The organism is Pseudomonas sp. RIT-PI-q, from assembly GCF_001297125.1.
In the GTDB taxonomy this organism is placed as follows: Bacteria; Pseudomonadota; Gammaproteobacteria; order Pseudomonadales; family Pseudomonadaceae; genus Aquipseudomonas.
The window spans coordinates 91,550-115,350 of sequence record NZ_LHPC01000050.1; the positions used below are offsets into that span (position 1 = coordinate 91,550).

Annotated in this window: 28 protein-coding genes; 13 read left to right on the plus strand and 15 right to left on the minus strand. The window is 56.6% G+C overall.

Going from position 1 to position 23,801, the window contains the following annotated elements:
- Nucleotides 1-15: 15 nt before the first annotated feature.
- Nucleotides 16-273 carry an ogr/Delta-like zinc finger family protein gene (locus AEQ67_RS26560; protein ID WP_059406736.1) on the plus strand — a complete coding sequence of 86 codons (258 nt, stop codon included), beginning with the start codon at nt 16-18 and terminating at the stop codon, nt 271-273.
- Between the two features lie 69 nt (nt 274-342).
- Here AEQ67_RS26560 and AEQ67_RS26565 read toward each other — a convergent pair whose 3' ends face one another.
- Nucleotides 343-528 (minus strand): hypothetical protein, encoded by a 186-nt coding sequence (locus tag AEQ67_RS26565; protein ID WP_059406737.1) that lies wholly within the window; start codon nt 526-528, stop codon nt 343-345.
- Nucleotides 529-629: 101 nt separating this feature from the next.
- Complete coding sequence (locus AEQ67_RS36535; RefSeq protein ID WP_059406738.1) at nt 630-980, minus strand: helix-turn-helix domain-containing protein; 351 nt, start codon at nt 978-980, stop codon at nt 630-632.
- Nucleotides 981-1,064: 84 nt separating this feature from the next.
- On the opposite strand from AEQ67_RS36535, the gene AEQ67_RS26575 reads away from it, so the two are divergent.
- The 6 genes from AEQ67_RS26575 to AEQ67_RS34320 all read left to right on the plus strand — a co-directional run bounded on the left by AEQ67_RS26575 (nt 1,065) and on the right by AEQ67_RS34320 (nt 5,437).
- Complete coding sequence (locus AEQ67_RS26575; protein WP_059406739.1) at nt 1,065-1,277, plus strand: DNA-binding protein; 213 nt, start codon at nt 1,065-1,067, stop codon at nt 1,275-1,277.
- A 29-nt stretch (nt 1,278-1,306) separates the two neighbouring features.
- Nucleotides 1,307-1,786, plus strand: coding sequence for a YmfL family putative regulatory protein (locus AEQ67_RS26580; protein WP_236710407.1), 480 nt, complete (start codon nt 1,307-1,309; stop codon nt 1,784-1,786).
- Nucleotides 1,783-2,148, plus strand: coding sequence for a hypothetical protein (locus tag AEQ67_RS26585; protein WP_059406741.1), 366 nt, complete (start codon nt 1,783-1,785; stop codon nt 2,146-2,148). Before AEQ67_RS26580 ends, AEQ67_RS26585 begins: the two co-directional genes overlap by 4 nt.
- Before the next feature lie 72 nt (nt 2,149-2,220).
- The gene (locus AEQ67_RS26590) at nt 2,221-2,466 is read left to right on the plus strand and encodes a hypothetical protein (RefSeq protein ID WP_059406742.1); all 246 of its coding nucleotides are present in this window, start codon (nt 2,221-2,223) and stop codon (nt 2,464-2,466) included.
- 2 nt (nt 2,467-2,468) lie between these two features.
- Complete coding sequence (locus AEQ67_RS26595; RefSeq protein WP_059406743.1) at nt 2,469-5,162, plus strand: toprim domain-containing protein; 2,694 nt, start codon at nt 2,469-2,471, stop codon at nt 5,160-5,162.
- Nucleotides 5,163-5,245: 83 nt separating this feature from the next.
- Entirely contained in the window at nt 5,246-5,437 is a 192-nt protein-coding gene (locus tag AEQ67_RS34320) for a helix-turn-helix transcriptional regulator (RefSeq protein WP_236710408.1), read from the plus strand.
- A 582-nt stretch (nt 5,438-6,019) separates the two neighbouring features.
- Here the strand turns inward: AEQ67_RS34320 and AEQ67_RS26600 are convergent.
- From AEQ67_RS26600 to AEQ67_RS26610, 3 genes are all read right to left on the minus strand, one after another.
- On the minus strand, nt 6,020-6,892 hold the full coding sequence (locus tag AEQ67_RS26600; RefSeq protein WP_059406744.1) for a hypothetical protein: 873 nt from the start codon (nt 6,890-6,892) through the stop codon (nt 6,020-6,022).
- Nucleotides 6,893-6,933: 41 nt separating this feature from the next.
- On the minus strand, nt 6,934-8,145 hold the full coding sequence (locus tag AEQ67_RS26605; RefSeq protein ID WP_059406745.1) for a tyrosine-type recombinase/integrase: 1,212 nt from the start codon (nt 8,143-8,145) through the stop codon (nt 6,934-6,936).
- Between the two features lie 513 nt (nt 8,146-8,658).
- Nucleotides 8,659-8,991, minus strand: coding sequence for a type II toxin-antitoxin system HicB family antitoxin (locus AEQ67_RS26610; RefSeq protein ID WP_059406746.1), 333 nt, complete (start codon nt 8,989-8,991; stop codon nt 8,659-8,661).
- Nucleotides 8,992-9,732: 741 nt separating this feature from the next.
- Here AEQ67_RS26610 and AEQ67_RS26615 point away from each other — a divergent pair.
- The 4 genes from AEQ67_RS26615 to AEQ67_RS26630 all read left to right on the plus strand — a co-directional run bounded on the left by AEQ67_RS26615 (nt 9,733) and on the right by AEQ67_RS26630 (nt 11,983).
- Entirely contained in the window at nt 9,733-10,035 is a 303-nt protein-coding gene (locus AEQ67_RS26615; RefSeq protein ID WP_059406747.1) for a type II toxin-antitoxin system HigB family toxin, read from the plus strand.
- The gene (locus tag AEQ67_RS26620) at nt 10,035-10,394 is read left to right on the plus strand and encodes a helix-turn-helix domain-containing protein (protein ID WP_059406748.1); all 360 of its coding nucleotides are present in this window, start codon (nt 10,035-10,037) and stop codon (nt 10,392-10,394) included. Before AEQ67_RS26615 ends, AEQ67_RS26620 begins: the two co-directional genes overlap by 1 nt.
- Nucleotides 10,395-10,919: 525 nt before the next feature.
- Nucleotides 10,920-11,189 (plus strand): hypothetical protein, encoded by a 270-nt coding sequence (locus AEQ67_RS26625; RefSeq protein WP_059406749.1) that lies wholly within the window; start codon nt 10,920-10,922, stop codon nt 11,187-11,189.
- Nucleotides 11,190-11,254: 65 nt separating this feature from the next.
- Nucleotides 11,255-11,983 (plus strand): class I SAM-dependent methyltransferase, encoded by a 729-nt coding sequence (locus AEQ67_RS26630; RefSeq protein ID WP_059406750.1) that lies wholly within the window; start codon nt 11,255-11,257, stop codon nt 11,981-11,983.
- Between the two features lie 288 nt (nt 11,984-12,271).
- On the opposite strand, the gene tam is transcribed toward AEQ67_RS26630, so the two are convergent.
- Nucleotides 12,272-13,042, minus strand: coding sequence for a trans-aconitate 2-methyltransferase (gene tam / locus AEQ67_RS26635; RefSeq protein ID WP_059406751.1), 771 nt, complete (start codon nt 13,040-13,042; stop codon nt 12,272-12,274).
- Between the two features lie 338 nt (nt 13,043-13,380).
- Nucleotides 13,381-14,466 carry a type I restriction endonuclease gene (locus tag AEQ67_RS26640; RefSeq protein ID WP_059406752.1) on the minus strand — a complete coding sequence of 362 codons (1,086 nt, stop codon included), beginning with the start codon at nt 14,464-14,466 and terminating at the stop codon, nt 13,381-13,383.
- Between the two features lie 345 nt (nt 14,467-14,811).
- On the opposite strand from AEQ67_RS26640, the gene AEQ67_RS26645 reads away from it, so the two are divergent.
- Entirely contained in the window at nt 14,812-15,222 is a 411-nt protein-coding gene (locus tag AEQ67_RS26645; RefSeq protein ID WP_059406753.1) for a low affinity iron permease family protein, read from the plus strand.
- 45 nt (nt 15,223-15,267) lie between these two features.
- Here AEQ67_RS26645 and AEQ67_RS26650 read toward each other — a convergent pair whose 3' ends face one another.
- The 5 genes from AEQ67_RS26650 to AEQ67_RS26665 all read right to left on the minus strand — a co-directional run bounded on the left by AEQ67_RS26650 (nt 15,268) and on the right by AEQ67_RS26665 (nt 19,226).
- Nucleotides 15,268-15,771: a DUF4142 domain-containing protein gene (locus AEQ67_RS26650; RefSeq protein ID WP_059406754.1), complete on the minus strand. Its 504-nt coding sequence runs from the start codon at nt 15,769-15,771 to the stop codon at nt 15,268-15,270.
- A 74-nt stretch (nt 15,772-15,845) separates the two neighbouring features.
- Nucleotides 15,846-16,004: a KGG domain-containing protein gene (locus AEQ67_RS34325; protein ID WP_010462447.1), complete on the minus strand. Its 159-nt coding sequence runs from the start codon at nt 16,002-16,004 to the stop codon at nt 15,846-15,848.
- A 117-nt stretch (nt 16,005-16,121) separates the two neighbouring features.
- Nucleotides 16,122-17,471 (minus strand): sensor domain-containing protein, encoded by a 1,350-nt coding sequence (locus tag AEQ67_RS26655; RefSeq protein ID WP_059406755.1) that lies wholly within the window; start codon nt 17,469-17,471, stop codon nt 16,122-16,124.
- An 84-nt stretch (nt 17,472-17,555) separates the two neighbouring features.
- A complete protein-coding gene (locus AEQ67_RS26660) occupies nt 17,556-18,194 on the minus strand; it encodes a LysE family translocator (RefSeq protein ID WP_059406756.1) in 639 nt (212 codons plus the stop codon).
- 120 nt (nt 18,195-18,314) lie between these two features.
- Nucleotides 18,315-19,226 (minus strand): LysR family transcriptional regulator, encoded by a 912-nt coding sequence (locus tag AEQ67_RS26665; RefSeq protein WP_059406757.1) that lies wholly within the window; start codon nt 19,224-19,226, stop codon nt 18,315-18,317.
- A gap of 77 nt (nt 19,227-19,303) precedes the next feature.
- Between AEQ67_RS26665 and AEQ67_RS26670 the strand changes: the two genes are divergently transcribed.
- A complete protein-coding gene (locus AEQ67_RS26670) occupies nt 19,304-19,792 on the plus strand; it encodes a DMT family transporter (RefSeq protein WP_059406758.1) in 489 nt (162 codons plus the stop codon).
- A gap of 79 nt (nt 19,793-19,871) precedes the next feature.
- Here the strand turns inward: AEQ67_RS26670 and AEQ67_RS26675 are convergent, their stop codons facing one another.
- The 3 genes from AEQ67_RS26675 to AEQ67_RS26685 form a co-directional block, all read right to left on the minus strand.
- Nucleotides 19,872-21,203 carry an MFS transporter gene (locus tag AEQ67_RS26675; RefSeq protein WP_059406759.1) on the minus strand — a complete coding sequence of 444 codons (1,332 nt, stop codon included), beginning with the start codon at nt 21,201-21,203 and terminating at the stop codon, nt 19,872-19,874.
- Nucleotides 21,204-21,374: 171 nt separating this feature from the next.
- Complete coding sequence (locus AEQ67_RS26680) at nt 21,375-22,301, minus strand: hydroxymethylglutaryl-CoA lyase (RefSeq protein WP_059406760.1); 927 nt, start codon at nt 22,299-22,301, stop codon at nt 21,375-21,377.
- The gene (locus AEQ67_RS26685; RefSeq protein WP_059406761.1) at nt 22,298-23,491 is read right to left on the minus strand and encodes a CaiB/BaiF CoA transferase family protein; all 1,194 of its coding nucleotides are present in this window, start codon (nt 23,489-23,491) and stop codon (nt 22,298-22,300) included. Before AEQ67_RS26685 ends, AEQ67_RS26680 begins: the two co-directional genes overlap by 4 nt.
- Between the last annotated feature and the right edge of the window lie 310 nt (nt 23,492-23,801).

Here is a 23,801-nt window from a genome sequence, read left to right on the forward strand (position 1 = left end):
CTGGGGAGGGACACAATGCGAGTTGTATGCAAATGCGGACACAAGGGGCGTATCGCTTCGAGAGAGGAGCTTTCCGTGGATTTCGCGAAGCTGTACTGCCAGTGCCTGAACGCAAAGTGCGGGCACACATGGGTCGCGAACCTAACGTTTTCACACACGCTGAGCCCGTCAGCTCAGTCATTCGAAAGGATGTTGTTCGACCGTTTGAGGGATATGCCCAGGGCAAAACAGCGTGAGCTATTTGAGCAGCTTGGTTCACAAGCGGTGGCGTAAGGCGCAAACCGCCGACTCAAGGTTGTCGGCGATCGGTTACATGGAATGGGCGACTGACGATCGGGAATATCAGCTGCTGACCGGCCCTTTGGGATTGGTCGCGAGTACCTGGGACATCCGCCGAAGTTGAAGTTGCTCCTGCTCATTCAACAGGCGGTACGCCCGAATGAGACGACGTTCAATCTTGGTCAGGTTAATCCATTCGGACTCGGTGGTTCCGACATTACCAAGCTCGTCTTTCTTGCGATCCAACATGCTTACTGCTCCATAAAGTGCATTGCTGAATCGACGTTGACGGGGCCGGATCGGGCTTTAGTACAAGGGGGCGACGAATGCCGCACATGATTTGTTACAAGTTAATTCCGATGACGGGCGGCGTCGTCGGCCATGGCTTGCAGGAAACGACGAATCGCCTCCTGGTCGAATGGTGTGATGCTTCTGTATTGCTTTACTAGCAGGTCTTCGACGTTGCTGAGAGCGTCCACCGCCAACGTAGTGCGCATGCCATTGAGGATATAGGGGACATCAAAACCGAACTGGCTCGCGACTTTGCTCAAGTAAGACGCTGTCGCATCACTCGTTCCAGCTTCGTAATTGGCTTGGGTCCGTTTGGCTATTCCAAGCGCGTCTGCGATCTCGTTCTGCGTTAAAGCGCAACGCTTACGTTCTTCCTGCAGTCGGGAGCCTATCTCTTCGGAAAGGTGCAAAATTATTCATCTCTTATATTTACAAATGCATCTAAGTGCATCATTCTGCATCTCACACCACATGAAAATGCACGGAACTGCACTATGCCTAACACAAGCATCACCGAGCAAGCCCGACAACAAGCGCGTGAAAACTTGGTTAAACGCGGTCAATCCGCAAAGGACTTCGCTGAACAGCATAATCTGAATCCCAGCACCGTGTACGCGGTGCTGAGTGGCCAAAGCCGTTGTCGCCGTGGGGAGGCACATCGCGCCGCCGTACTACTTGGAATCAAAGACGGCGTGATTGAACAGTAATGGTGCTGAGCCACAGGGAAAACCAGAACATGAAAAGTTTAGTTCTAAAGACTCGCCGAGAAGTAGTCAGCGCCATCATCTGTAGTTATCCAGGTGGACGGGAATGTGCTGCAGCGCGCATAGGTTTGGCGCAGAAAAAATTCGACAACCACGCTTATGAAAACAACAACAGCCGTCCGCTATCAGACACCCAGCTCTACCAGCTGGAGCAGGAAGCAGGCACGCAGCATTTACCCAATTACGTAGCAGCAATGTACGGCGGTTTGTTCGTTCCGGTGGCAGATCCGGAGAACTTGGACAATGTCGAGATGTACACCCTTTCGGTGAACGTTGCGGCCAAGCGGGGATGTGTTGACCAAGAAATTGCAAAGGCGTTGGCGGACGGATGCATTTCCGAAGTCGAAGCGGAACACATCCTCAATGCCCACAACCTGCACATGGCAGCACGTCACGCCGAAGTGCTGGCAGCCATCGACCTGTACCGCAACAAATCAGGGGTTACTCAATGAATCATCTGCCTGCGGTACTTGAATACCAGGACGTGCTCAAAGCCGCTGCGCTCGCATTTCTGGAGCGCCACCAATGCGAGCACCTAGGCGACGATCAACAGCTGTTCGACCGTGCAGTGCAGCACTTGGTGACCGACTACGACGTCTTGACGACCACAGCCGAAAAGCTTGTGCACCTGGCGTGCAGCGATATGTCAGCGATCCGCGATCGGCAGCGATTGGACATGAAGAGCAGCACATCGACGCACACAGTCATCATCGATCCCGCCACCGGTAACGCTTGGGCTGTTCCTGTCAGCCTGATCTACGAACGCATTCTCAACGCACCGGACAACGGTCGTTTCCGCATAGCCGCACCGTAATACTCACCCACTGAATCGCCCGTCCCGCCGCTGTGGGTTTGGGTGAGCTGCGCCCGGAATAGAGGTTTGACGATGGAAAACGCCATGAACATCAACGCAAAACTGACACCAGGTCAGGCCCAAGCGCTCTTGGCCAACCTGCGCGAGCAATACCGTCTCAGCCTCAATGACCTCTGGTATGCAGATCAGTACCGCCTGATTCCTGATGGCTTGCGCCACGGATCAATTCTCGCCAACAGCCCGGTGATGGCTGCTCAAAAGCACCTGATCGGCGCCTTAATCCAGAGCCTCGGCCTTAGCCTAAAGGCAGTGAAGTAATCATGAGAGACGATCTGCGTCACGACGTTCTGCAGCGCATCGAGTCCGAATTCGGCCTCAAACACCGTGCGCCCACCAACTACATGCGTGGGGGAACTTGTCCCAAGTGCAACAAAAAAGAGCTGTACACCCGTTTCGACAGTCCGTGGCAGCTGATTTGTGGTCGGCAGGAAAAGTGCGGCCACACAGTGCATGTGAAAGAGATCTACGACGACCTCTTTGAAGACTGGAGCAAGCGCGTTCCAGCTACTGAGAACGCCCCCACAGCGACAGCACGTGCATACCTTGAGTTTGCCCGCGGCTTCAATATTTCATTGATCGGTGGTTGGTTCACGCAGGAAACGTACTACTCCACCCAGCACGACGCCGGCAGTGCGACGGTCCGTTTCGCCCTGGAGAAAGGAGGCTATTGGGAACGCCTGATCGACAAGCCGTCGCGCTTCGGCAAGATGAAAGCACGCTTCCAGCCGGGAGAGTCCTACAAAGGAGTGTGGTGGTGCCCGCCTTGCGTCGACGTGCTCGAGGCGAAAGAGATCTGGATCGTCGAGGGCATATTCGACGCGCTTGCCCTGGTACATCACAACGTTGCCGCCGTGTCGGCAATGTCCTCCAACGCGTTCCCGGCCGACTCTCTGCAAGCCTTGGTGGCGGCTCGTCCGGGCAACCTGCCAAAGCTGGTTTGGGCGCTGGATAACGAACCAGGTGCACACGCCTACACCAAGCGTTGGGTCCGTATGGCCCGTGAGCTGGGCTTCACCTGCGAAGCAGCCCAGATCCCCCAACGGGATAACAGAAAGGTCGACTGGAACGACCTGCACCAGCGTTGGCAATTCCTGGACGAAGGCGAGAAGCGTGATACTCAGGTCGACAAAGACATCACCACCGCTCGGCATCACGGTGCCCTGCTGATCGCTGAGAACGCCACCGAGAAGGCCCTGGTGATGTTCGATTGGAAGCGCCGCAGCGAATTCCACCTGGAATACGGTAACCGCCTGTACTGGTTCAAGCTCGACCTGGAGAAGTACAACAAGGCGATCCAAGAGCTCGAGGACAGCGACCACCACGAAGACCAGCAGTTGAACAACAAACAGATGCGCTCCAAGGCCATGCAGCAGTGCGGCGCGCTGCAGCGCATCGCAACCTGTAACCCGAAGGCCCTGTACTACCAGGAAAACAAGCTCACCGACGAGTCCTGGTACTACTTCCGGATCACATTTGCTCACGATGCGGCACCGATCAAGAACACCTTCACCAGCTCGCAGATCGCCTCGTCTGCAGAGTTCAAGAAGCGCCTGCTCGGCATTGCGCCGGGCGGGATGTTCACCGGCACCACCCAGCAGCTGGACGCCTTCATTGAGGAGCAAACCGACGCCCTCAAAACCGTTCAGACCATCGACTTCACCGGCTACACCCGTGAGCACAGCGCGTATGTCTACGGCGACGTGGCGGTGCGCGATGGGAAAGTGTTCAAGTTGAACGAAGAGGACTTCTTCGACATGGACCGGTTGAGCATCAAGACTCTCAGCCAGTCGGTGATCCTCAACCTGAACACGGACTTGGAGAAGTTCGACACCGAGTGGATGGACATCATCTGGCAATGCTTCGGTGCCAAGGGCCTGGTCGCGCTCGCATTCTGGTTCGGCTCCCTGTTCGCCGAGCAGATCCGGCAGCACCAAAAAAGCTACCCCTTCATGGAAATCATCGGTGAGCCAGGCGCCGGTAAGTCCACGCTGATCGAGTTCCTATGGAAGCTCTGCGGTCGTATCGACTACGAGGGTTTCGACCCAACCAAGGGCACCCCAGTTGCTCGAGCACGTAACTTCGCCCAGGTCGGCAATCTGCCGGTGGTGCTGATCGAATCGGAGCGGGAAAAGACCGATGGCAGCCAAACCAAACAATACGACTGGGACGAACTGAAAACCGCCTACAACGGTCGCAGCGTCCGCTCCACCGGTGTGAAGAACAACGGCAACGACACCCGCGAGCCTCCTTTCCGTGGCGCTGTGGTAATCGGCCAGAACCACGCGGTGAACGCTTCCGAACCCATTCTTCAACGCCTGGTGCACATCGCCATGACGAAGGACGGGCAGACCCCACAAACCAAATTGCTGGTGGAAAAGCTCGAGCGTATGCCGGTCGACCGCGTCAGCGGCTTCCTGGTCAAGGCCACCATGATGGAAAGTAAGGTGATGGAGACCGTCCGCAAAAAGGGGCCCGAATACGAACAGCAGCTGCTGGCCCTGCCCGAGATCCGCACCGTCCGGATCGCGAAGAATCACGCCCAGCTGCACGCCCTAGTCGACGCCCTGGTTCACGTTGTCCCACTGAAAAAGCACCAGGTGGACGCGGCCCACGCCGAGATCCGGAGCATGGCCAAGGAACGCCAGCTGGCAATCAACGCTGATCACCCGATCGTCGTCGAGTTCTGGGAGCTGTACGAATACTTGAACAGCACTGCAGGTGGGCTCAACCACTCCCGCAATGACGGCCTGATCGCGGTGAATCTTAACGACTTCGCCAAAGAAGCCGCAGAGAAACGCCAGAAAGTCCCGGACCTAACCGAGCTCAAGCGCCACCTGAAAACCAGTAAGTGCCCCAAGTTCGTTGAGACCAACAGAAACGTCTGCTCGGCATGGGATACCGATGCCGCCAACAAACCGAAAACCGTGCGGTGCTGGGTTTTCCAAGCTGCCTGACATTCACCAAGGGAAGAAACACAGATGAAAAGGTGCGATCAACTCGCAAAAAACACCCAATGACGAAAATACTGGATCGATTCATGAGGGAAAGAGAAGTGTTGGACGTCACCTCCTTTTCAAGAACCACGCTCTGGCGGGAAATCAAACGCGGGCGATTCCCCAGGTCAGTTGTAATTTCTGCGGGGCGAGTCGGTTGGAGGGAATCAGCTATATCTGCATGGCAGAGCAGCCCGGAAAGTTGGCAGGAATATAAATCAAACGAGGCCGCGTAAGCGGCCTTTTCCGTACACTTAGGCATGATTATCCTGCAACCACAGCACGAGAAGGCAACCCCATGGGATCAGCGTCTATTGTCATTTCCGCTATTTCGCTATGCGTCTCTGCACTGGCTTTGTGGCGCACACGGACTTCACTAACCGTGTTCCAGGAGGCAGATGGAACGATCCAGGTCACCAATAACAGCCCGCACGCAGTGACGTTGGTCGAACTTGGAATGGTTGAGAGTGATGGAAGCTTCAAGTCATTTCACAGCAACAAGGACGGACCTGAGCTTCCATACCGACTTGATGCTCGCGATACCGTCTCGTTTAGGCCGAGTATCGGTATGACTGTAGAATTGGCACTCGAAGCGCATCCGCATGGCAGATCGGGTTGTTTCGTTCGAATGGCGAGCGGCCAGTTGCTCGGCAATAGAGGACGGATCAGCAGTGAGGTCAATACTGCGACGCGGCTTTACTGGCGTATCCGCTCTGCGTTTAAACGCTAGCACCGAGGCCGCATGAGCGGCCTTTTCTATTTCAGTGCAGCAAACCTCACATAGCCGACGAGTTTTGGAGCCTTACAGATCTACGTAATTAGCGGCGCAACTCTTTGTTAGCCTTTACATAGTCTTGGAAATTTTGCGATTCAATCGGAGGATCACCATGAAAGAAAATCTTGGCGAAATTTCGTGCAATTGCGTTAGGGTCATTGAGTCTTTTTTTTGTGTGCTTACGGACTTGCTTGACCCGAAGTCGACGCTGCGCTCGATTTAAATCCGGCTCCTTCTCCATCTGATTACTGACACTTTGCTCCAGCATTTCTTGCCGATCTTTCTGAGTGTGATGATGAATCAGATATCTGCTGAGATGGCTGTAGAACCACTCTCCTGCGACGATCAACCGCATATCCTCCGGTAGTGATGACAATCCAGTTGCGAGATCGCCAGTGGCCGCGACGACCTTGTAAAACTTGGACATTGTGTCTTCAAAGATTCCCGCTGACATTTCGACGTTGGGTGCTACCAGGAAGTTAAAGGGACTTGGAGAACTCACCTGAAGCCCGTTTGACAAGCCGAACCCGTGACAGGCGGCAACCACGACGCCAGTATGGTTGCGTGTAGCTTGGTTGATCTGGGTTATCCACTCCTGCAGCTGTGCCCAAGCTACATATTCATCTGAGTCTGCGATGTACAGTCCTTTCTCAGGGTGCCCATGACTCTCAAAATGCAATATCGGTTTCAGCACACCAGACCTGCATTCCATCAACACTGACATAAAGTAGGCGTGTAAAGACGCGGCACTTGACACTCTGTACCGTGTGCAATAGCCATTCCGACCGATGGCACTAGTGTGGTCGGTGACGTTTGAATACAGACGCCTTCCCGTCTGCAGTTCACCTGCTGGCAATGCATCGAAAATGATTAGACCGTTGTTTTTGCAGACGGAGATGTAGCTCAGCAATTCCAATCCGATCTCCCTTTTATACAGTCATGTTGTAGACACTTTACCTATTCCAATTTGGCGGTTATAACGTTTTTTTGCAGCCAAGTGGCCCAACGTTGCAGGCCGTGCTGTTTCTCATCGAAATAGTCGTAGCGATCATAATGTTTTGATGCCACATCTCCGAAGGCATGTCCCTGGATCCGATCGCGCAACTCTTTCGTCAGCTTAGCGGTCCCCATCAACGTTTTGCAGGTCCGCCGCAAGTCCCGCATGGTAAATGGGCCATTGAACTTTTCCGGATGCCGGCTGCAAAGTTTGGTTACCGCGCGGGACAATGAGTTGGCGTGCAACGAGCTATCTGGCACTTTCCCCTCAAAGGGATATGCGCTCGCTGCGTTAATTTCGTTCATGGCCTTCAGACTCTGGCGCATCAGCTTGTTGTAAGGCACAACATGCAACGAGCGTTCGCCCTCAGCCCCGCGTCCTTTCTTATTGCGAATAATTAAATGGTCCTTGAGGTATTGCCGGCGCTCGGTCGCGAGCAACTGTTCCGGACGTTGGCCACCTGACGCAATCAAGAACTTGATCAGTTCGGCCGTGACTACGCTTAACTGCTCGGGCAGCATTTGCCAGAGGTGCGCAAGTTCGGCGGTAGACAGGGCTCGATCACCTGGTTTCTCCCAGTCGGCCTGCACGGGCACGCTTGCCACCGGGTTGTTTTTGATCCCGAACTTCACATCGTTTTTCTGATAGCTGCGCGGGTTGAACTCCTGCTCCAAAGCCACTTGAAAAGCCGCGTGCAGTTGCGATCGAAGCCGGTTGCAATACGTGGTCACTCCATTCGCAATCATCTTGGCTATGATGTCCCGGATTTCACCTGGACCGATCAAAACAGCAGGAAGCTTCACCAGGCTTGGGAAGGGTTCAGAAACGTAGTGCTTAAAAGACCACTTCACATCCTCAACGGAAGCGGCACCTTCCCCTTTCAGTTTGGTGAGGTAACCGTCCATGACTTCCTGAAAAGTGCCGGCCGCGAGCACTACTTCTTTTTCGGCGCGGCACAGGTCCCGTGCGTCAGCTAAACCGAGCGTTGGCCAGGTGCCGAGCTTGCTCTTGATCTTCTTGCCACTGCTGTAGCGCTGGAAGTAAAACTCCTTCGTCCCGTTCGGACGCACCCGCAGAAACAGCACACCCTCTCCTCGGGCTGTACGGCCGTCCGAGACCGTGTATTCCTTTTCCGCAGGCTTCATTGCCTTGATTTGTTTCTCTGTGAGCATTTGGGGGCCGTTGCTGGGGGCTGTATGTCTGGAATATAGGGCGAATCGCTGAAACAGCTTGAAATCGCCACTTGCCCTAAAAGTCCCGATTTAGTGGGCCAGGCGGGGCACAAGCATACATCCGGCACCAATTTGAAACACCATCCCCCCAAGCTTCCCAAGCTGATAACGAGGGTTCGATTCCCTTCACCCGCTCCACATCGTCTTTCCATGGACGTCTATACAACTCCACGGAACGCATGCCAGTCACTGAGCTAATACGGATTTTTTCCTAGCCTCATTCCAGTGACATCCAGCGAAAACCTCTGACTACCGGTCTTTTTTGGTACATAAAGTGGTACATCATTGCGGTATTTTCGCGTATCGCATTGTGGCTGGAGGAGATATCCCCAAGGGATAACCATCGCATCCAACTCCAATTCTGAGGGTTGGACATATAGGCTCACCGATTTCAAAATTCGTCAGGCCAAAGCCACTGGCAAAAAATACACGCTCAGCGGCCGCAGTCTGTCTTCAGGCGTGCGCCTCACGATCAAGCACGTCAGCCACCCACTGGTTGATGCTCTTGTGAGCTAGCTGTGCTTTTACGGCGACGGATGCATGGAGCGCGGGGGCGAGACGCAGGCTGAGATTTCCAGAATAGGGCTTCTGCGGTGCACGACCCAGTTTGGCGCACGTCTCCAGATAATCAATCACCGCCTCTTCAAACGCAGCTCGAAGCTCGCTGACAGATTCTCCGTGGAACCCGACGACATCCTTGATACCTGCGATGTGGCCGACAAACAGACCGTCTTCATCGCTGTAGTCAATTCGGGCGGCGTAGCCTTGATAATTCATGACGTTCACAGAGTAACTCCTGCTTGTTCAAGGAAAGCCCGTGCATCACGCACGGTGCGAACGTACCCGTAACGGTAAAAACCGGACTTCAACAGACGGTGCAAAGTGAATGCAACAGGGGAATTAGAGTTTCGCTTTCTGCGAAGCCGGCAAAGTCTGTCAAACATCATCGCGCATCACCAATCGTGCAGTGCGTTCTGCGTGGCACTATTTCCTATCGACTAAGCAGTGGATAGCGGGTGACTCCCGCTTGGTTGGTAGGCAAAATCTGAGAGTTACGTATGAAAGAGCGTTAGCTGTTTTTCGGTGATGCCAACTGATCATCCCTTCACCAGCGCCAATCATTTTTTCAGTCTCACGTCGTTTTTTGACGGGGATGCAGAAAAGAACAAAACCGTCTTTGATGGCCGGTTTTTTTGTGTCTGGGGTTTCGCTTTCTGAGGCAGTGACTTCCGTTAGCGTTTTTCTCGCAAAACACGGATTTATTATCAAATTTCTTCCGGCATTAATATTTTCACACCTGAGATTAGCGTCTTCGCATGAGATCGATCCTCTGTTAACGTTTTTCTTGGCTCAGTAAAGAGTTTCGTCGATGCAAGTTGGTTTCAAGCCGCAAACGAGCCAAAAAAACCGGTCCAAATGACCGGTTTTTTTGTGGGCAGAATTCGGTAGATCATGCCCCTCTCATCGATATCAGATTGCATCTCTCCAAAGCGAGGACTACCATCTCCCAAAACGGGAGGATGTGCAGTGCGAGTGATAGCAAAAGGAACCTTGCGGGAATTCTGGGAAAGCAGTCCGGCTTACACTGACGCCGAAACGCCACTTGTTGAATGGTATCGACATATGGAAAAGGCCATCTATTGCACGCCACAAGAGGTCAAGGCGGAACTGAGAACGGCCAGCATCCTTAAGGGCGGCAGGGTTGTATTCAACATTGGCGGCAACAAATACCGAGTAATTCTGGCAATCGATTATCAGCGACAGCTAGGATTCATACGGTTCGTTGGCACCCACGCCCAGTATGATCAGATCAACGCGGAGACCGTGTAATGAACATTAAACCTATTCGCAGCGAAGAAGACCTGACCGCCGCATTTGTTCGCGTAGAGCAACTATGGGGAGCAGAAATGGGGTCGCCTGAAGGCGATGAACTGGAAATTCTGGCGCTGCTCATCGAAAAATACGAAGACGAGCATTACCCAATGCCGCCCTCCGACCCGATTGAAGCCATCAAATTTCGCATGGATCAACAAGGCCTGACCCCTCGAGACCTGGAACCCTTCATCGGTACGAGCGGGCGCGTATCCGAAGTGCTGAACCGTAAGCGCAAATTAAGCTTGGCGATGATCAAACGTCTGCACGACGGATTGAGAATTCCTTACGAGAGCTTGCTCGCGGGTGTTGCCTGACACGCAGGAGAGCGTGAAGTAGCGTTAGCAAAATGACGCAAAAACTCGCTAGGTGTAGTGACAAAAAAATCGGCCGTTTGTGGCCGTTTTTTTTGTGGGTTGGATTTGGTAAACGCTAGTCCTTCCCCGGTAACAGCATGCACACATGCCAATTTTGAGTGCCGATTGCCCACTCTTCGGGATCCCGAACGAGGCCGATATTCAGAAAAAGCAACGTCCTACACTAGTCTGGGAAATGTCCGTAGACTTGCGCATTGCTGTGCATTTGCATCGAGGCCTATAGTCTAGCCGGCGCCAAATGGCGCTTCGGGTTTGGCGACTCGATTCCAATGTACAAAGCCTCCGATCAGTTTTCGGATCGCTTTACAGCACTTTGCTACCCGTTTTTTGGTGGCTGTGCGCGGGAGACCTCAGGGTCTGCCGGGTTGTCCATTGGCCGGTTCGCCAACCTGCGTACAGCTACCACCCTTTTTCGTTTGGCGACGATTGAGTGGTAGACCCTCTTATCCCAATGGAGTTCTACTCATGAATGAATACATGGCTTTAACCAGCAACACCGACGATCTACCCACCTTTTACGTCAACACCACTCAACCGTTGCACTCACTGCTCAGCAGCGCCAGTTACAGAATCAGCGCCGTGACGCAGGTTCTCGAAAATCTCGCGATGCGCGGTGAAATCAGCACGGACTCGGTCATCCTCAGCGACTTCGCATTGTTGTGCGCCATACCCTTGCGTGATGGTTGCGATGTGCTGGATGTCATCGCTCGGCGCATGGATGCAGAACCGTCCTGATGTTTATCGGGCGCCTTTCGGGGTGCCCTTTACGCTTCATAGCGCAAGTACAGAGCCCCCCGCCCATGACCCAAAACATCTACGACGATCCCGGATTCTTCCAGGGCTACAGCCAGATGGCTCGCTCCGTTGGCGGCCTCGACTCCGCACCAGAATGGCCCGCGCTGAAGGCAATGCTGCCGCCGATGAAAAACCTGAAGGCAGTAGACCTCGGTTGCGGCTACGGCTGGTTCTGCCGTTGGGCCAGTGAGCAAGGCGCCGACAGCGTACTCGGGCTTGACGTTTCGGAAAAAATGCTGGCGCAAGCGCGCAAGACAACTTCGACGACCAACATCCAATACGCTCGGGCTGATCTGGAGCATCTAGACCTGCCAGCCGCCAGTTTCGATCTGGCCTACAGCTCTTTGGCGTTGCACTACATCAAGGACCTGCCGGGGCTGTTCGCCAACATCCACGCAGCCCTCAAACCCGGCTCGCGTTTCGTGTTTTCCATCGAACATCCGATTTTCATGGCGCCGCGTAACCCTGGCTGGATCACCGATGCCGACGGCCGCAAACGCTGGCCGCTGGACAGTTATCAAATGGAAGGCGAGCGCATAACCCACTGGCTGGCGGAAGGTGTGATCAAGCAACACCGAACCGTGGGCACGTTACTCAATACCTTGATCGCGGCGGGGTTCATAATCCAGCACGTCAATGAATGGGGGCCGACCGATGCAGAGGTCGCGGCGCAACCGGCGCTGGCAGAAGAGCGGGAACGACCCATGATGCTGCTGGTTGGCGTGCAACGCTGAGGGCCACTCGTACAGTTTGCGTAAAGATCTTGGCAGCCCAGTAAAGAAGCCGTAGCAAGGCGTTTCGCCCGCAAATAGATACCTTATTCTCCCGGCTCACCCTTCGCACCGAGATCGCCATGGACAGTTCAGAGTTGGGAATCATGATCGTTTCAATGATCGGGTTGTTCGGCTTTGCTTCATTTGCTTTTGAATACTTGAGTGCCAGGCGCTCAAAGAAAGGTAAGCCGCAGTGATTTGCTCAGCGGCCAAGAAAGGGACAGATAACGCATCTGTCCCTTTTTCACATCAGCGAGTCGCCACCAGAAACAACCGCGGAAACGGCAACAACACCGAACCATCCGGCAACGCCGGATAGGCCTGCTCGATGGCTGCCTGATACTGCTTCAGATACTGCGCCCGCTCCGCCTCATTCAGCGGATCGAGAAACGGCCGCAAGCCGCTGCCCTTGAACCACTCGACCACCCCCGAAGCACCGCCCGCGAGTGGATGATGATAGGTGGTGCGCCACACATCGACACGGGTGCAGTGAGGTTTGAGCATCGAGTAATAACCGCTGGCATCGGCCATTTCCGTGCGCTGCCCGGCGGCGCCGGACAGTTTGCCGGCCCACGGACCTTGCGCCGCGACTTCACGCATCAAGCGGTGCGAGTGTTCGTTGAGGTTGTCGGGCATCTGAATCGCCAGGCTTCCGCCCGGTGCCAGTCTATTCACCAGCGAAGGCAGCAACGCTGCGTGATCGGGCAGCCACTGCAACACCGCGTTGGCGAAAATCACATCGAACGGGCCGCTGTCATTCCAGGTATCGATGTCAGCGATATCGAACTGCACCTGCGGCAAGCGTTTACGCGCGGCCTCGATCATATCGGTTGAACTGTCCAGCCCCCGCACCGAGGCGTTGGCAAAGCGCTCCACCAGTAACTCGGTCGAGTTACCGGGGCCGCAACCGATGTCGATGGCCGAGCGCACGTCCGTACCGGGGATGGCCGCCAGCAAGTCACGGGCGGGACGGGTGCGTTCATCTTCAAAAGCGACGTATTGTTTGGCGGACCAACTCATTGCGTTCTCCTGTCGGTGCGTTCTGTTCAACAACCGTTCAAGAGGATACAGCGCCACTGCCGATCTGCCCTCCCCTGAAGATTGCAACCAGACATTTATCACGCTGGGGTACTTCAGTTGGCGTTGAGGTCATGCTGGTGGACTAAAACGCGGTCCGTAGCAGCTGGCGAAGCCTGCGTTCGGCTGCGCAGCAGTCGTGAAATCAGGCAATGCGGTCCTTCAGGAATACCGCATGTTCAGGTTTCACGACTGCTGCGCAGCCGAACGCTGGCTTGGGCGAGTCCATCCAACTACAAGGTTGCGTGTAGCTGAAGTAGTTGTCGCCACAATTAAAGGAGCTAGTCGTAATATCCAACAGTCTTCTTCAAATGGTCCGAATAGTCGTAGATGTCATCTATCGAATTTATTGGATGCCGGGTTTCATTCTTCTCTTCGTCAAATATGCCGATGTATTTCTGTGAACGATTGAAGTGCAGGCGGCAGATCGGTTTGCGGTTGTTGTCGTCGAGCAGAATGCCAAAGTAGCTCTGGGTGTCGCGCTGAACAATCCGCTTTGCATCGACAACAGACCTAACCACGGCTCGGACGATGTGATAGCCCTCCAGCTCTTCCAAGGTTGTTAGCACCTTGTCCTCTGACTCGTCCCGCACATCCGGCTGCTCAGCACCACCGGATGAAATTGGCAATGAGGCCAAAGTGGGTTGAATCGCGCCACTCATGGCCGACTTGAGCCTGTCATTGATTTGGTCGTTTAGAAACTGCACCACGGCCTTTCTCGTTAGCTCATGAAACTGCTCACGGACCTTCTGAGTAATCACCCCGTCGTACACGCGCGACGCAAACACTTTCACAAAATCGTCATCGGGCTTGCTGACCTGCGAAGCAATGACCTTTTTGATCTGGCTGACGTACTTCAATTCACCCGCAGCGCTGATGATCGAATCAACGTCGAACGCTGACTTGGTGAGCTTGACCAACTCGGGAACGGAATACTCGTCGATGTCGAGAAGATCGAGCTCAAGAAAGGGTTTCTCATCCATCTTGTTGGGCGCATCCAGGTCAGTGAAAAACTTGTAGACCTGGCCGTTGGTGAGAATGGAGATTCGGGCGCTGGTGACATGGAAATAGCGAAACAACTGAGAGGCGTGATTGATGTGCAGCGGCTCACCTATTTTTTTGCACTCGATGAGGATTTGGACCTCTCCTGCTTTCATGATTGCGTAATCAATTTTCTCGCCCTTTTTCGTTCCGATATCGCAAACAAACTCGGGAGTCACTTCAGTCGGATCGAAAACATCGTAGCCCAGTACCGTGCTGATAAAGGGCATGACAAAAGCGTTCTTCGTCGCCTCTTCCGTCTGGATTGCAGCGCTCTGCAAACGAACTTTGGCGGCGAGACTTGCTAACTTTTCGAAAAATTCCATGTGCGGCCTCTTCCTGGTTTCGATCCGTGTATTTGCGTGCTGGCAAATTGACTGCCATTGATACTAGCCACAAACCGGTACAAAGAAAGATTCCAGTCAGGAATTGGGAAAAGAGAGGTTCTCTCTTTATCCAGCCGTCGTGAAGTCTTGCAATGTGTTCCTTCAGGAGTACCGCATGCTCTGGTTTTACGACTGCTGCGCAGCCGAACGCAGGCTTCGCCAGCTGCTACAAGGTTTGTGTCGTAGTTGAAAACCGGTTTTTCACTGGCCATCCACTTTTAATCAGAATTTTCATCCTGCCGGCGCTGTCACAAAATCAGGCGCATCCCTACAAGGAACACGGCAATGAAATTCGCAAAAGTCGCACAGAAACTCGCCCTATGGGCCGGCAGCCCCAAGACGTTCCTGGGGGCGATTGTTCTGATATTCCTGTGGGGGTTGAGTGGGCCGATTTTCCACTTCAACGACACCTGGCAACTGATCATCAATACCTCGACCACCATCATCACGTTCCTAATGGTGTTCCTGATCCAGAACACCCAGAACCGCGACACGGACATTTTGCATTTGAAAATCGATGAGTTGCTGCGGGTGACGAAGGACGCGCAGAACGCGATGCTGGGGCTCGAAGCGCTGGATCTGAAGCAGTTGGAAGCGCTGAGGAAGCAGTATCGAAGCCTTGGCGAAGGCGAAACGATTTCAGTGGACGGGGCCGTCGTGCAGGACAAAGACAAGCCGAATTTGAATCAATGCTGATCAGGGATTCGCGGGCGACCCAAGGTCACCCGCGCGCTCCGATGGCTAACGACTGGCTTGCAGCGCCCTGGCCATTTGCAGGTGGTTTTGCAGTTTGGGCAGGGTTTCTTCGGCGAACGCTTTGATTTCCGGTACGTCGGTGGTCTGCGCTTCCTGCTGAAGCTGGTCGATGGCTTCCTGGGTGGTTTTCACCTGACTGGCAGCGTAGGCCTGATCGAACGACGCGCCGTCCATCACTTCTGGCATCAAGGCCTTGGCCTTGTCGACCACCTCTTCGCGTGGGGCTACCGGCAAATCGAGTTGCTTGGCGATTTTCGCCAGGTGCTGGTTGGCGGTGGTGCGATCGTTGATGACGACGATCGTGTAGTCCTTGACCTCTTTTGATTCGGTTTTCTGGTGCGCCAGGCGACTGGCTTCGATGTCGGCCATGCCTTGGGCCGATGCATCGTTGATGAATTCGGCGGGTGACTGGGCAAAGGCGCTGCTGGCACACAGGCCCAGTAACGTGGCAAAACTGGCATTGCGTAATCGGGTGGCCATCCGGCTCATGGTCGCGCCCTCCTCGAAATAAAATTCAAACGGGAGCTTACGCTCCCGCCTCTCAATCAAAACTACCTTCACCACTACTTGGATTTCTGACCACCTTTGCGGCCCATATCGGGTTTCGCAGGGTCTTTATCGACAGTCGTGGTGGTAGTTTTCCCACCTTTGCGACCGGCTTCAGACGCCTTCGTTCGATCGTTGGCGAAGTTTCCCGAGTTCGAGTTTCTTGAGTTAGGCATGATTCTCTACCTCTTGGTGATGATCGCGGCGAGCAGGAGCCCGCATAGAATCAGAATTTCGATCCCTGCAAAGGTTTAGAAAAATTGAAATCGCAGCGACGAACGGCGGAAGTTTTTTCAGACACCGAGTCGCAAATGATGCTGGCGTTTGGCTGCGTACATCGCTTCATCGGCATGCCGGAAAAGCTGCTTTTCTTCGGTGCCGTGCTCGGGGTAATTGGCGATGCCGATACTCGGATGGATGTTCAGGCTGTGCCCGTCCAATCGCAGTGGCTGGGCCAGGACTTGAAGGATTTTGCCCGCAACGCTGTCGGCATCTTCCGCCGCGTGGATGCTGTGCAACAACACCACAAACTCGTCACCGCCAATACGCGCCACGGTGTCGGTTTCGCGCACGCAGCCCTTGAGCCGATTGGCGACCGCTTGCAGCAGCATGTCGCCGACTGCATGACCGTGGGTGTCGTTGACTTCCTTGAAGCGGTCGAGGTCGACGTACAGCAGCGCCATGCGCCCGGAATCCGCCCGCGCCAGCGTCAGCGAGGCCTTGAGCCGGTCACGCAGCAGCTCGCGGTTGGGCAGTTGCGTCAGTTGGTCGTACTGGGCCATGTGCTGCAGTCGGGTATGCAATTGCTTGCGTTCGATCGCCGTCGCGACTTGGGCGCAAACGTACTGCAACAGCTCCTTGTCCTGCTCGGTGTAGCGTTCGCCACCCGGTACGCTTTTGACGATCAGCGCGCCGATGGTGCCGTTTTGCGAGTTCAGTGGTACACCCAGCCAGCAAGGTGAATGCTGGCCCGCGACCAGCGCTTCAAACCCCACGGGAAGATTATCTTGGTCCGGTGTCAGCAGAATCGGCTGGCCGCTGCGAATCACTTCGGCGCAGAGGCGCCCGGTAATGGTCCCGGGCGCCTCGGGCTGCAATTCATGGTCGTCGACGTGATAGGGAAAATTCAGCTGCGCGCAGTGTTCGTCATACAGCGCGACGGAGAAATTCAGCGCAGGCAGCCATTCACCGATGATCAAATGGATGCGTTTGAACAGCGCCAGCAAATCTTCCGCGGCGTGGGCGGCTTCGGAGATCGCATACAACGCCGCCTGCCGGGACTCGGCCTGCTTGCGTTCGGTGATGTCGCGGGCCACGGCGATGCGCAACTGGTCGACCTCCGACCAGCGTGCCGACCAGAGGATGTTCACCACTCGCCCATCTTTGCGCAGGTAACGGTTCTCGAAGTTGAGCTTGGGGTCGCCACCCATGATTTCCCGTGCGGCGTCGAGGGTGCGCTGACGATCGGCGGGGTGCACCAGATCAATCATCGGCTGGCCGATCAGCTCGTCGGGGGTGTAGCCAAATATGCGCTCGCAGGCCGCGCTGACAAAAACGAAGCGGCCTTGTTTATCGACCGCACACACGGCGTCCAGCAAAAGATCGATGTAACTCGCCAACGGCGCGGAATTTCTGGTTGCCATAGTGCGCTGAGCGTGTCCGGACAATGCAGCAAAAAATAACCCTCCCTGACCGTTCAATACAACCGACGCATCCTGCGATCAGCCTCAAGCCTTGTTCGTCACCAACCCCGGCAATGCGTGCGCCAGGGCATTGATGGCGAAACCGATGAACATCACCCCGCACAACCGGGTGATTGCCAGCTCATGACGCTGATACAACGTACGCACCTGACGCGCACCAACAATGACGATGAGGATAGCGTAGGCGATGAGGCCGCCGACGAAGCTCAAGACGATCAGCCACGGCAGCATCGACCAATGCAGCAACTCGGCGCGGCTGGAGAGCAACGCGGTGAACGTCGCCACTGCCACCGGGTACGCTTTCGGATTGGTCAGGCCGAACAGGATGCCGTGCCAGAACGGCTGTCGCGCCGGGCCCTGAGGCGTCTCGGCGCTGCTACGACGAGCACGAATCGCGCGCAGTCCGAGCCAGAACAGATACAGCCCACTGAGCACGCCCAACACGTCGAACGCGGTGCTGCCGATTTCCCGCGCACCGACAATCGCGATCAGCGCGGTGCTGCACCAGACCACGTCTCCCAGCAAATGCCCGCACAAGAATCCTGCGCCCGCCCGCCGACCACGCGCCGCGCCGATGCCAAACACCGCCAATACCCCTGGCCCCGGCGTGATGCCGTAGATAAAACCCGAGGCGAGAACGGCCATTAGCAGCGATGGGGTCATGGGAAATCCTGATGAACTACTTGGTGAATGGACGCAAGTCTATATCAGGTCTTCGGGGGCTGAGTTACTGATCGTCGATGGAGTCTGGAAAGATCAAAAGATCGCAGCCTGCGGCAGTTCCTACAGGGCATTTGCGACACGCTCGATTTCACTGTTCAACCAGTTCAACGCCTGATCCCCACCCCGCCGTTTATGCCAAACCAGCACAAACGTAAAAGAAGGAATGTGAAACGGCGGTGGCACGACAATCAACGCGCGTTCATCGATATCGCGCACGCCTCGCGAAGCGACGGTGAGGATCAGGTCGGTGCCGCTGATGAGTTCCGGGGCGACGCTCCAGTGCGGCAGGCTGATCGCCACCCGCCGGCGTTCGCGCAGTGCGGTCAGGGCTCGCTCGATTTCCGGGGTGCCGCTGCCGCGCATTTCCAGCAGGACGTGGGGGCGCGCCAGGTAGGTCGGCAGGTCGAGGGCGCCATCGACGGGCAGGCTGTGGCGGTCCACCAGGCAGACATAGCGCTCTTCGAACAGCGGCGTACTGCGTAGTTCGTTCGGCATTTCTGGAAAGACACCGGCCGCCACGTCGATGTCGCCGTTGAGCACCGCATCGAGCATGCCTTCGCGGCTGGCGTGGCTGATTTGCAGGTCGATGCCCGGTGCTTCGCGGCGCAACGTACGAATCAGCCCCGGCAGGACGATCGCGGCGCCGTAGTCGGACATCGCCAAGCGAAACGTGCGCCTGGCGGTGGCCGGATCGAATGCGTTCGGCGCCAGCAGCGATTGCACCTGCGCCAGGGCTTCGGTCAAAGGCGCCATCAACTCCAGGGCCCGAGGGGTCGGCACGAGGCTGGCGCCGGCCCGCACCAGCAGCGGATCGCCGAGCAGGTCACGCAAGCGCGCCAAGGCATGGCTGACGGCGGGCTGACTCAGGGGCAAGCGCTCGGCCGCGCGGGTCACGTGCTGCTCGGTGAGCAAGGCGTCGAGGATCACCAGCAAGTTGAGGTCAATGCGCCGTAGATCATTCATCTGATGCATGTTCTGGATAGCAATTCGGAATTTAAATCTGCGCGACGAATACTCTAGAGTCCAGCAAAACCTGTTGGAGAACGATCATGAGTACGTTGCATTGGACCGGCCTGTTGTTGCTGGCGGTGATTGCCGGGGCGGTGGTGCCTTTTCAGAGTGCGATTAACGCGAATTTGGGGCGGGGCCTGGGTCACCCGCTGTGGGCGACGCTCGCGTCATTGCTGGTGAGTATTGTGGTGTTGTTGCCGGTCATGTTGGCGATGCGCTTGCCGTTGCCGTCATTGGCCTTCATCAGTAAGGCGCCGCTGTGGATGTGGGCCGGTGGTGCGTTTGGGGTGTGCTTTATTTCGTTGGCGCTGGTGCTGCTACCCAAGCTTGGGGCCTCGGGGTTCATGGCGTTGGCGCTGGCCGGGCAAGTGGTCGCGTCGCTGGTGCTGGATCATTTCGGGATGTTTGGCTTGGTCGAGCGGCAAATGACTGTGTCGCGGGGGTTTGGGGCGTTGTTGCTGGTGGCGGGTGTGGTGTTGATTCAGTTCAGTGCTACGCCGGGCAAAGCGGTGATAGCAGTTTCTTGAAAATCAAAAGATCGCAGCCTCCGGCAGCGCCTACAGGGATGCGTGGTCCCATGTAGGAGCTGCCGAAGGCTGCGATCTTTTAAAACTTGTCGAGCGTGCGCAATTTCTGCGGCAACCCCCACATCAGCAGGGCTACGGCGATCAGTGCCGCCACGCCGATCACGTACAGTGCCGGTGTGGTGCTGCCGGTCAGGTCCTTGATCCGGCCGACCATGACCGGGCTGACGATGCCGCCGAACTGTCCGAGGGTATTGATCACCGCGATCCCGCCCGCAGCGCCCGCACCCGCACCGGCCAGCAGTTTCGGCGGCAGGGTCCAGAAGCTCGGGATGGAAGCGATGATCCCGGCACCCAGCAGGCCCAGGGCGACAATCAGGAAGGTCGTGTGGTTAGCGAAGATCCCCGCACAGAAGAACCCTACCGCGCCCACCGCAACCAAACCGGCGACAAATTTGCGGCGCTCGCCGGTCGAGTCGGACAACCGCCCGATCACCACCATGCTGATGGCGCCGCAAATGTATGGGATCGCGGTCAGCAAACCGATCATCACCGGGCTTTCGGTGCCAGCGCTGCGGATCAGTTGCGGGGCCCAGAAATTCAAGCCGTAGGACGCCACCTGAATCAGGAAGTAGATTAGCCCCAGGGTCAGGAAGCCCGGTATGCGCAGCGCGGCGAGCAATGAGCCACCACTTTTGTGCGGTTCATGATGGGCGATACGGCTGGCCAGCAAGGTCTTCTCCGACGGCGTCAGCCAATGGGCGTCTTCGATGCGGTCCTTGAGCAGCGTCAGCACCAGCAAGCCGAGGCCGATGCACGGCACGCCACCGAGCAGAAACAGCCAGTGCCAGCCGCGCATATCGAGGAAACCGTCAAGGTGTTGCAGCACCAGCCCGGAGAATGGTGCGCCAACCAGGCCGGCAAACGCCGAGGACAGGAACAGCATCGAAGTAATGCGCCCGCGATAGTGCTGCGGGAACCACAGCGTCAGGTAATACAGCACGCCAGGGGCGAAACCGGCCTCCATCGCACCGATCACGAAGCGCAGCGCGTAGAACTGCCATTCGCTGTTGACGAAGACCATGGCGGCGGTGGCCAGGCCCCAGGACATCATGATCCGGGCGATCCAGCGCCGTGCGCCGACCTTGTACAGCATCATGTTGCTGGGCACTTCGAAGATCACGTAACCGACCACGAACAGCCCGGCGCCGAGGCCGTAAGCGGTGTCGCTGAGGCTCAGGTCGGTCTGCAACTGGAACTTGGCGAAGCTGATGTTGATGCGGTCGAAAAACGCGAACAGGTAGCAGACCATGATCAGCGGCATCAGGCGCCAGGCGACCTTGCTGACCAGGGCTTTTTCTTCGTCGTGGCTAACGGACGGGCTCGCGCCCGCCTCCAGTACGTTAAGGCTCATAGTGTTTCTCCAGGCGGACTTCCCTTGGGTGTCCGATTGTTTTTGTTGTCTGGTTCGTTGTGTTTTTTGTAGGAGCCGGCTTGCTGGCGAAGCGGTGGCTCAGTCCACATTGATGTTGGATGGGCTGGCCTCTTCGCTGGCAAGCCAGCTCCTACAGGGGTAGTCGGTGTGTCAGGACGGGCTTGGGTGCAGGTCGCAATTGCGTCCGGCCTTGGCCAGTTGACCGGGCACTTCGTGGCCCAGCAGCGCCGGTAAACCTCGGGACAACTTCAGCAACAGCGGCAGATCGATGCCGGTCGGAATGCCGATTTCATCGCACAGGTTCACCAGGTCTTCGGTGCAGATATTGCCCGAGGCACCCGGTGCGAACGGGCAGCCACCGAGGCCGCCGAGTGCCGCGTCGAAGCGTCGGGCCCCGGCCTCGTAGGCGGCCAGCACGTTGCATAAGCCAAGGCCGCGGGTGTTATGAAAATGCAGGGTCAAATCAGCTGGCGAAACCCGCTGCAACACCCGCCGCACCAGTCGATCAACCTGCCGCGGGTTGGCCATGCCGGTAGTGTCGGCCAGGGTGATGCCCTGGATGCCAAGCTCCTGATACGCCTCGACAATCTGCAGTACGCGGTCTTCATCGATCTTGCCTTCGAACGGGCAACCGAAAGTGGTGGCGATGCTGCCGTTGAGCCGCACCTGCGTATCACCGACGTAGTGCACGATCTCGCCAAACGCGGCCAATGAGTCTTCGCAACGCATGCGCATGTTGGCCATGTTGTGCGTCTGGCTGGCGGACATCACCAGGTTCAGTTCGTCGGCCCGGGTCGCCAGCGCCCGTTGCGCGCCTTTCAGGTTGGGGATCAACGCGACGTAAATCACCCCCGGTTGGCGGGTGATGCCCTTGAACACCAACTCGCCATCGCGCAGCGCCGGAATCGCCTTGGGCGAGACAAACGACCCTGCTTCGATACGAGTGAAACCGGCCAACGACAACTGATCGATCAGCGCAATCTTGTCGGTGGTTTCAACCCAGGTCGGCTCGATTTGCAAACCGTCCCGAGGCGAAACTTCCTGAACGATCAGAGTCTGGGAAAAATCAGTGATCATTGCACCACCCCTTCGGTTTTCAGCCGTTCAATGTCCGAATCCGTCAGCCCGAGCCCCGCGAGAATACCGTCGGTGTGCTGGCCCAACGTCGGTCCCGACCAGTTCACGCCGCCGGGGGTTTCGGAGAGTTTCGGCACAATGCCCGGCATCTTGACCGTAGCGCCGCCGGGCAGGTCGGCGCTGAGCAACATGTCCCGCGCCTGGTAATGCGGATCGGCGACGATGTCGGCCACCGAGTAAATGCGCCCGGCGGGAACTTCGGCAGCTTCCAGGGCCGACAGCACGTCGTCGATCGGCAGGCTGCTGGTCCAGTGAGTGATCGCCGCGTCGAGCACATTGCTTTTGAGTGCACGACCGTCGTTGTGGGCGAACTCCGGCGCATCAGCCAGATCACGGCGACCGATGGTTTCCATCAGACGCTTGTAGATCGGGTCGCTGTTTCCGGCGATCACCACATAGGCACCATCGGCGGTCAGGTAGGTATTGGACGGCGCGATGCCCGGCAGAGCGCCGCCGCTGCGTTCGCGAATGTGGCCCTGCATGTCGTATTCCGGCACCAGGCTTTCCATGACGTTGAACACGCTTTCAGCCAACGACACATCCACCACTTGCCCACCGCCCTGCCCGGTCTTGACCCGTAGCAGCGACATCAAGGCGCCAATCACCGCGTGCAGCGATGCCAGGGAATCACCGAGGCTGACACCGACTCGCGCTGGCGGCGAACCGGGCGTACCGGTGGTGTAGCGAATGCCGCCCATGGCCTCGCCGATCGCGCCGAAGCCCGGACGATCGCGGTATGGGCCGGTCTGGCCATAACCGGAAATGCGCACCAGGGTCAGGTTGGGGTTGAGGGCGTGCAACACGTCCCAGCCCAGGCCGAGTTTTTCCAGGGCGCCGGGGCGCAGGTTTTCAATGAGCACATCGGCGCTGGTCGCCAGTTGCTTGACCAGTTCGATGCCTTCGGCGGATTTCAGGTTCAGCGCCAAAGACTTCTTGTTACGCGATTGCAAGTACCACCACAGCGAGGTGCCCTCGTGCAGCTTGCGCCATTTACGCAGGGGATCGCCCTGGCCCATGGCTTCGATCTTGATCACCTCGGCGCCGAACTCGGCAAGCATGCGCGCGGCAAACGGCGCGGCGATCAGCGTGCCGATCTCGATTACCTTGATTGCACTCAGGGGGGCAGTCATCGCGGGGGACCTCTTATTCTTGGAATATGCGCCAAGGCTAGAGGAGCGAGGGGGCGGGAATCCAACCTTCAGTTGGCAACGAGCGTTCGCGAAACGCGAACGCTCCTTTGGAATGGCCGCGACCTCAGGTCAGTCTTCGCGGGCAAGCCCGCTCCCACACTGATCTGCGTCGCTCACAAATCCCCTGTGGGAGATTCTATGGTTGAGGGGAAGCCCTCAACCAGCTTTGGGTTGGTATTCGCCCTGTCCTTTCAGTAGAGCGAATACGATCCGAGCAAGCTTGCGAGCCAGTATCACCAATGCCTGAGTG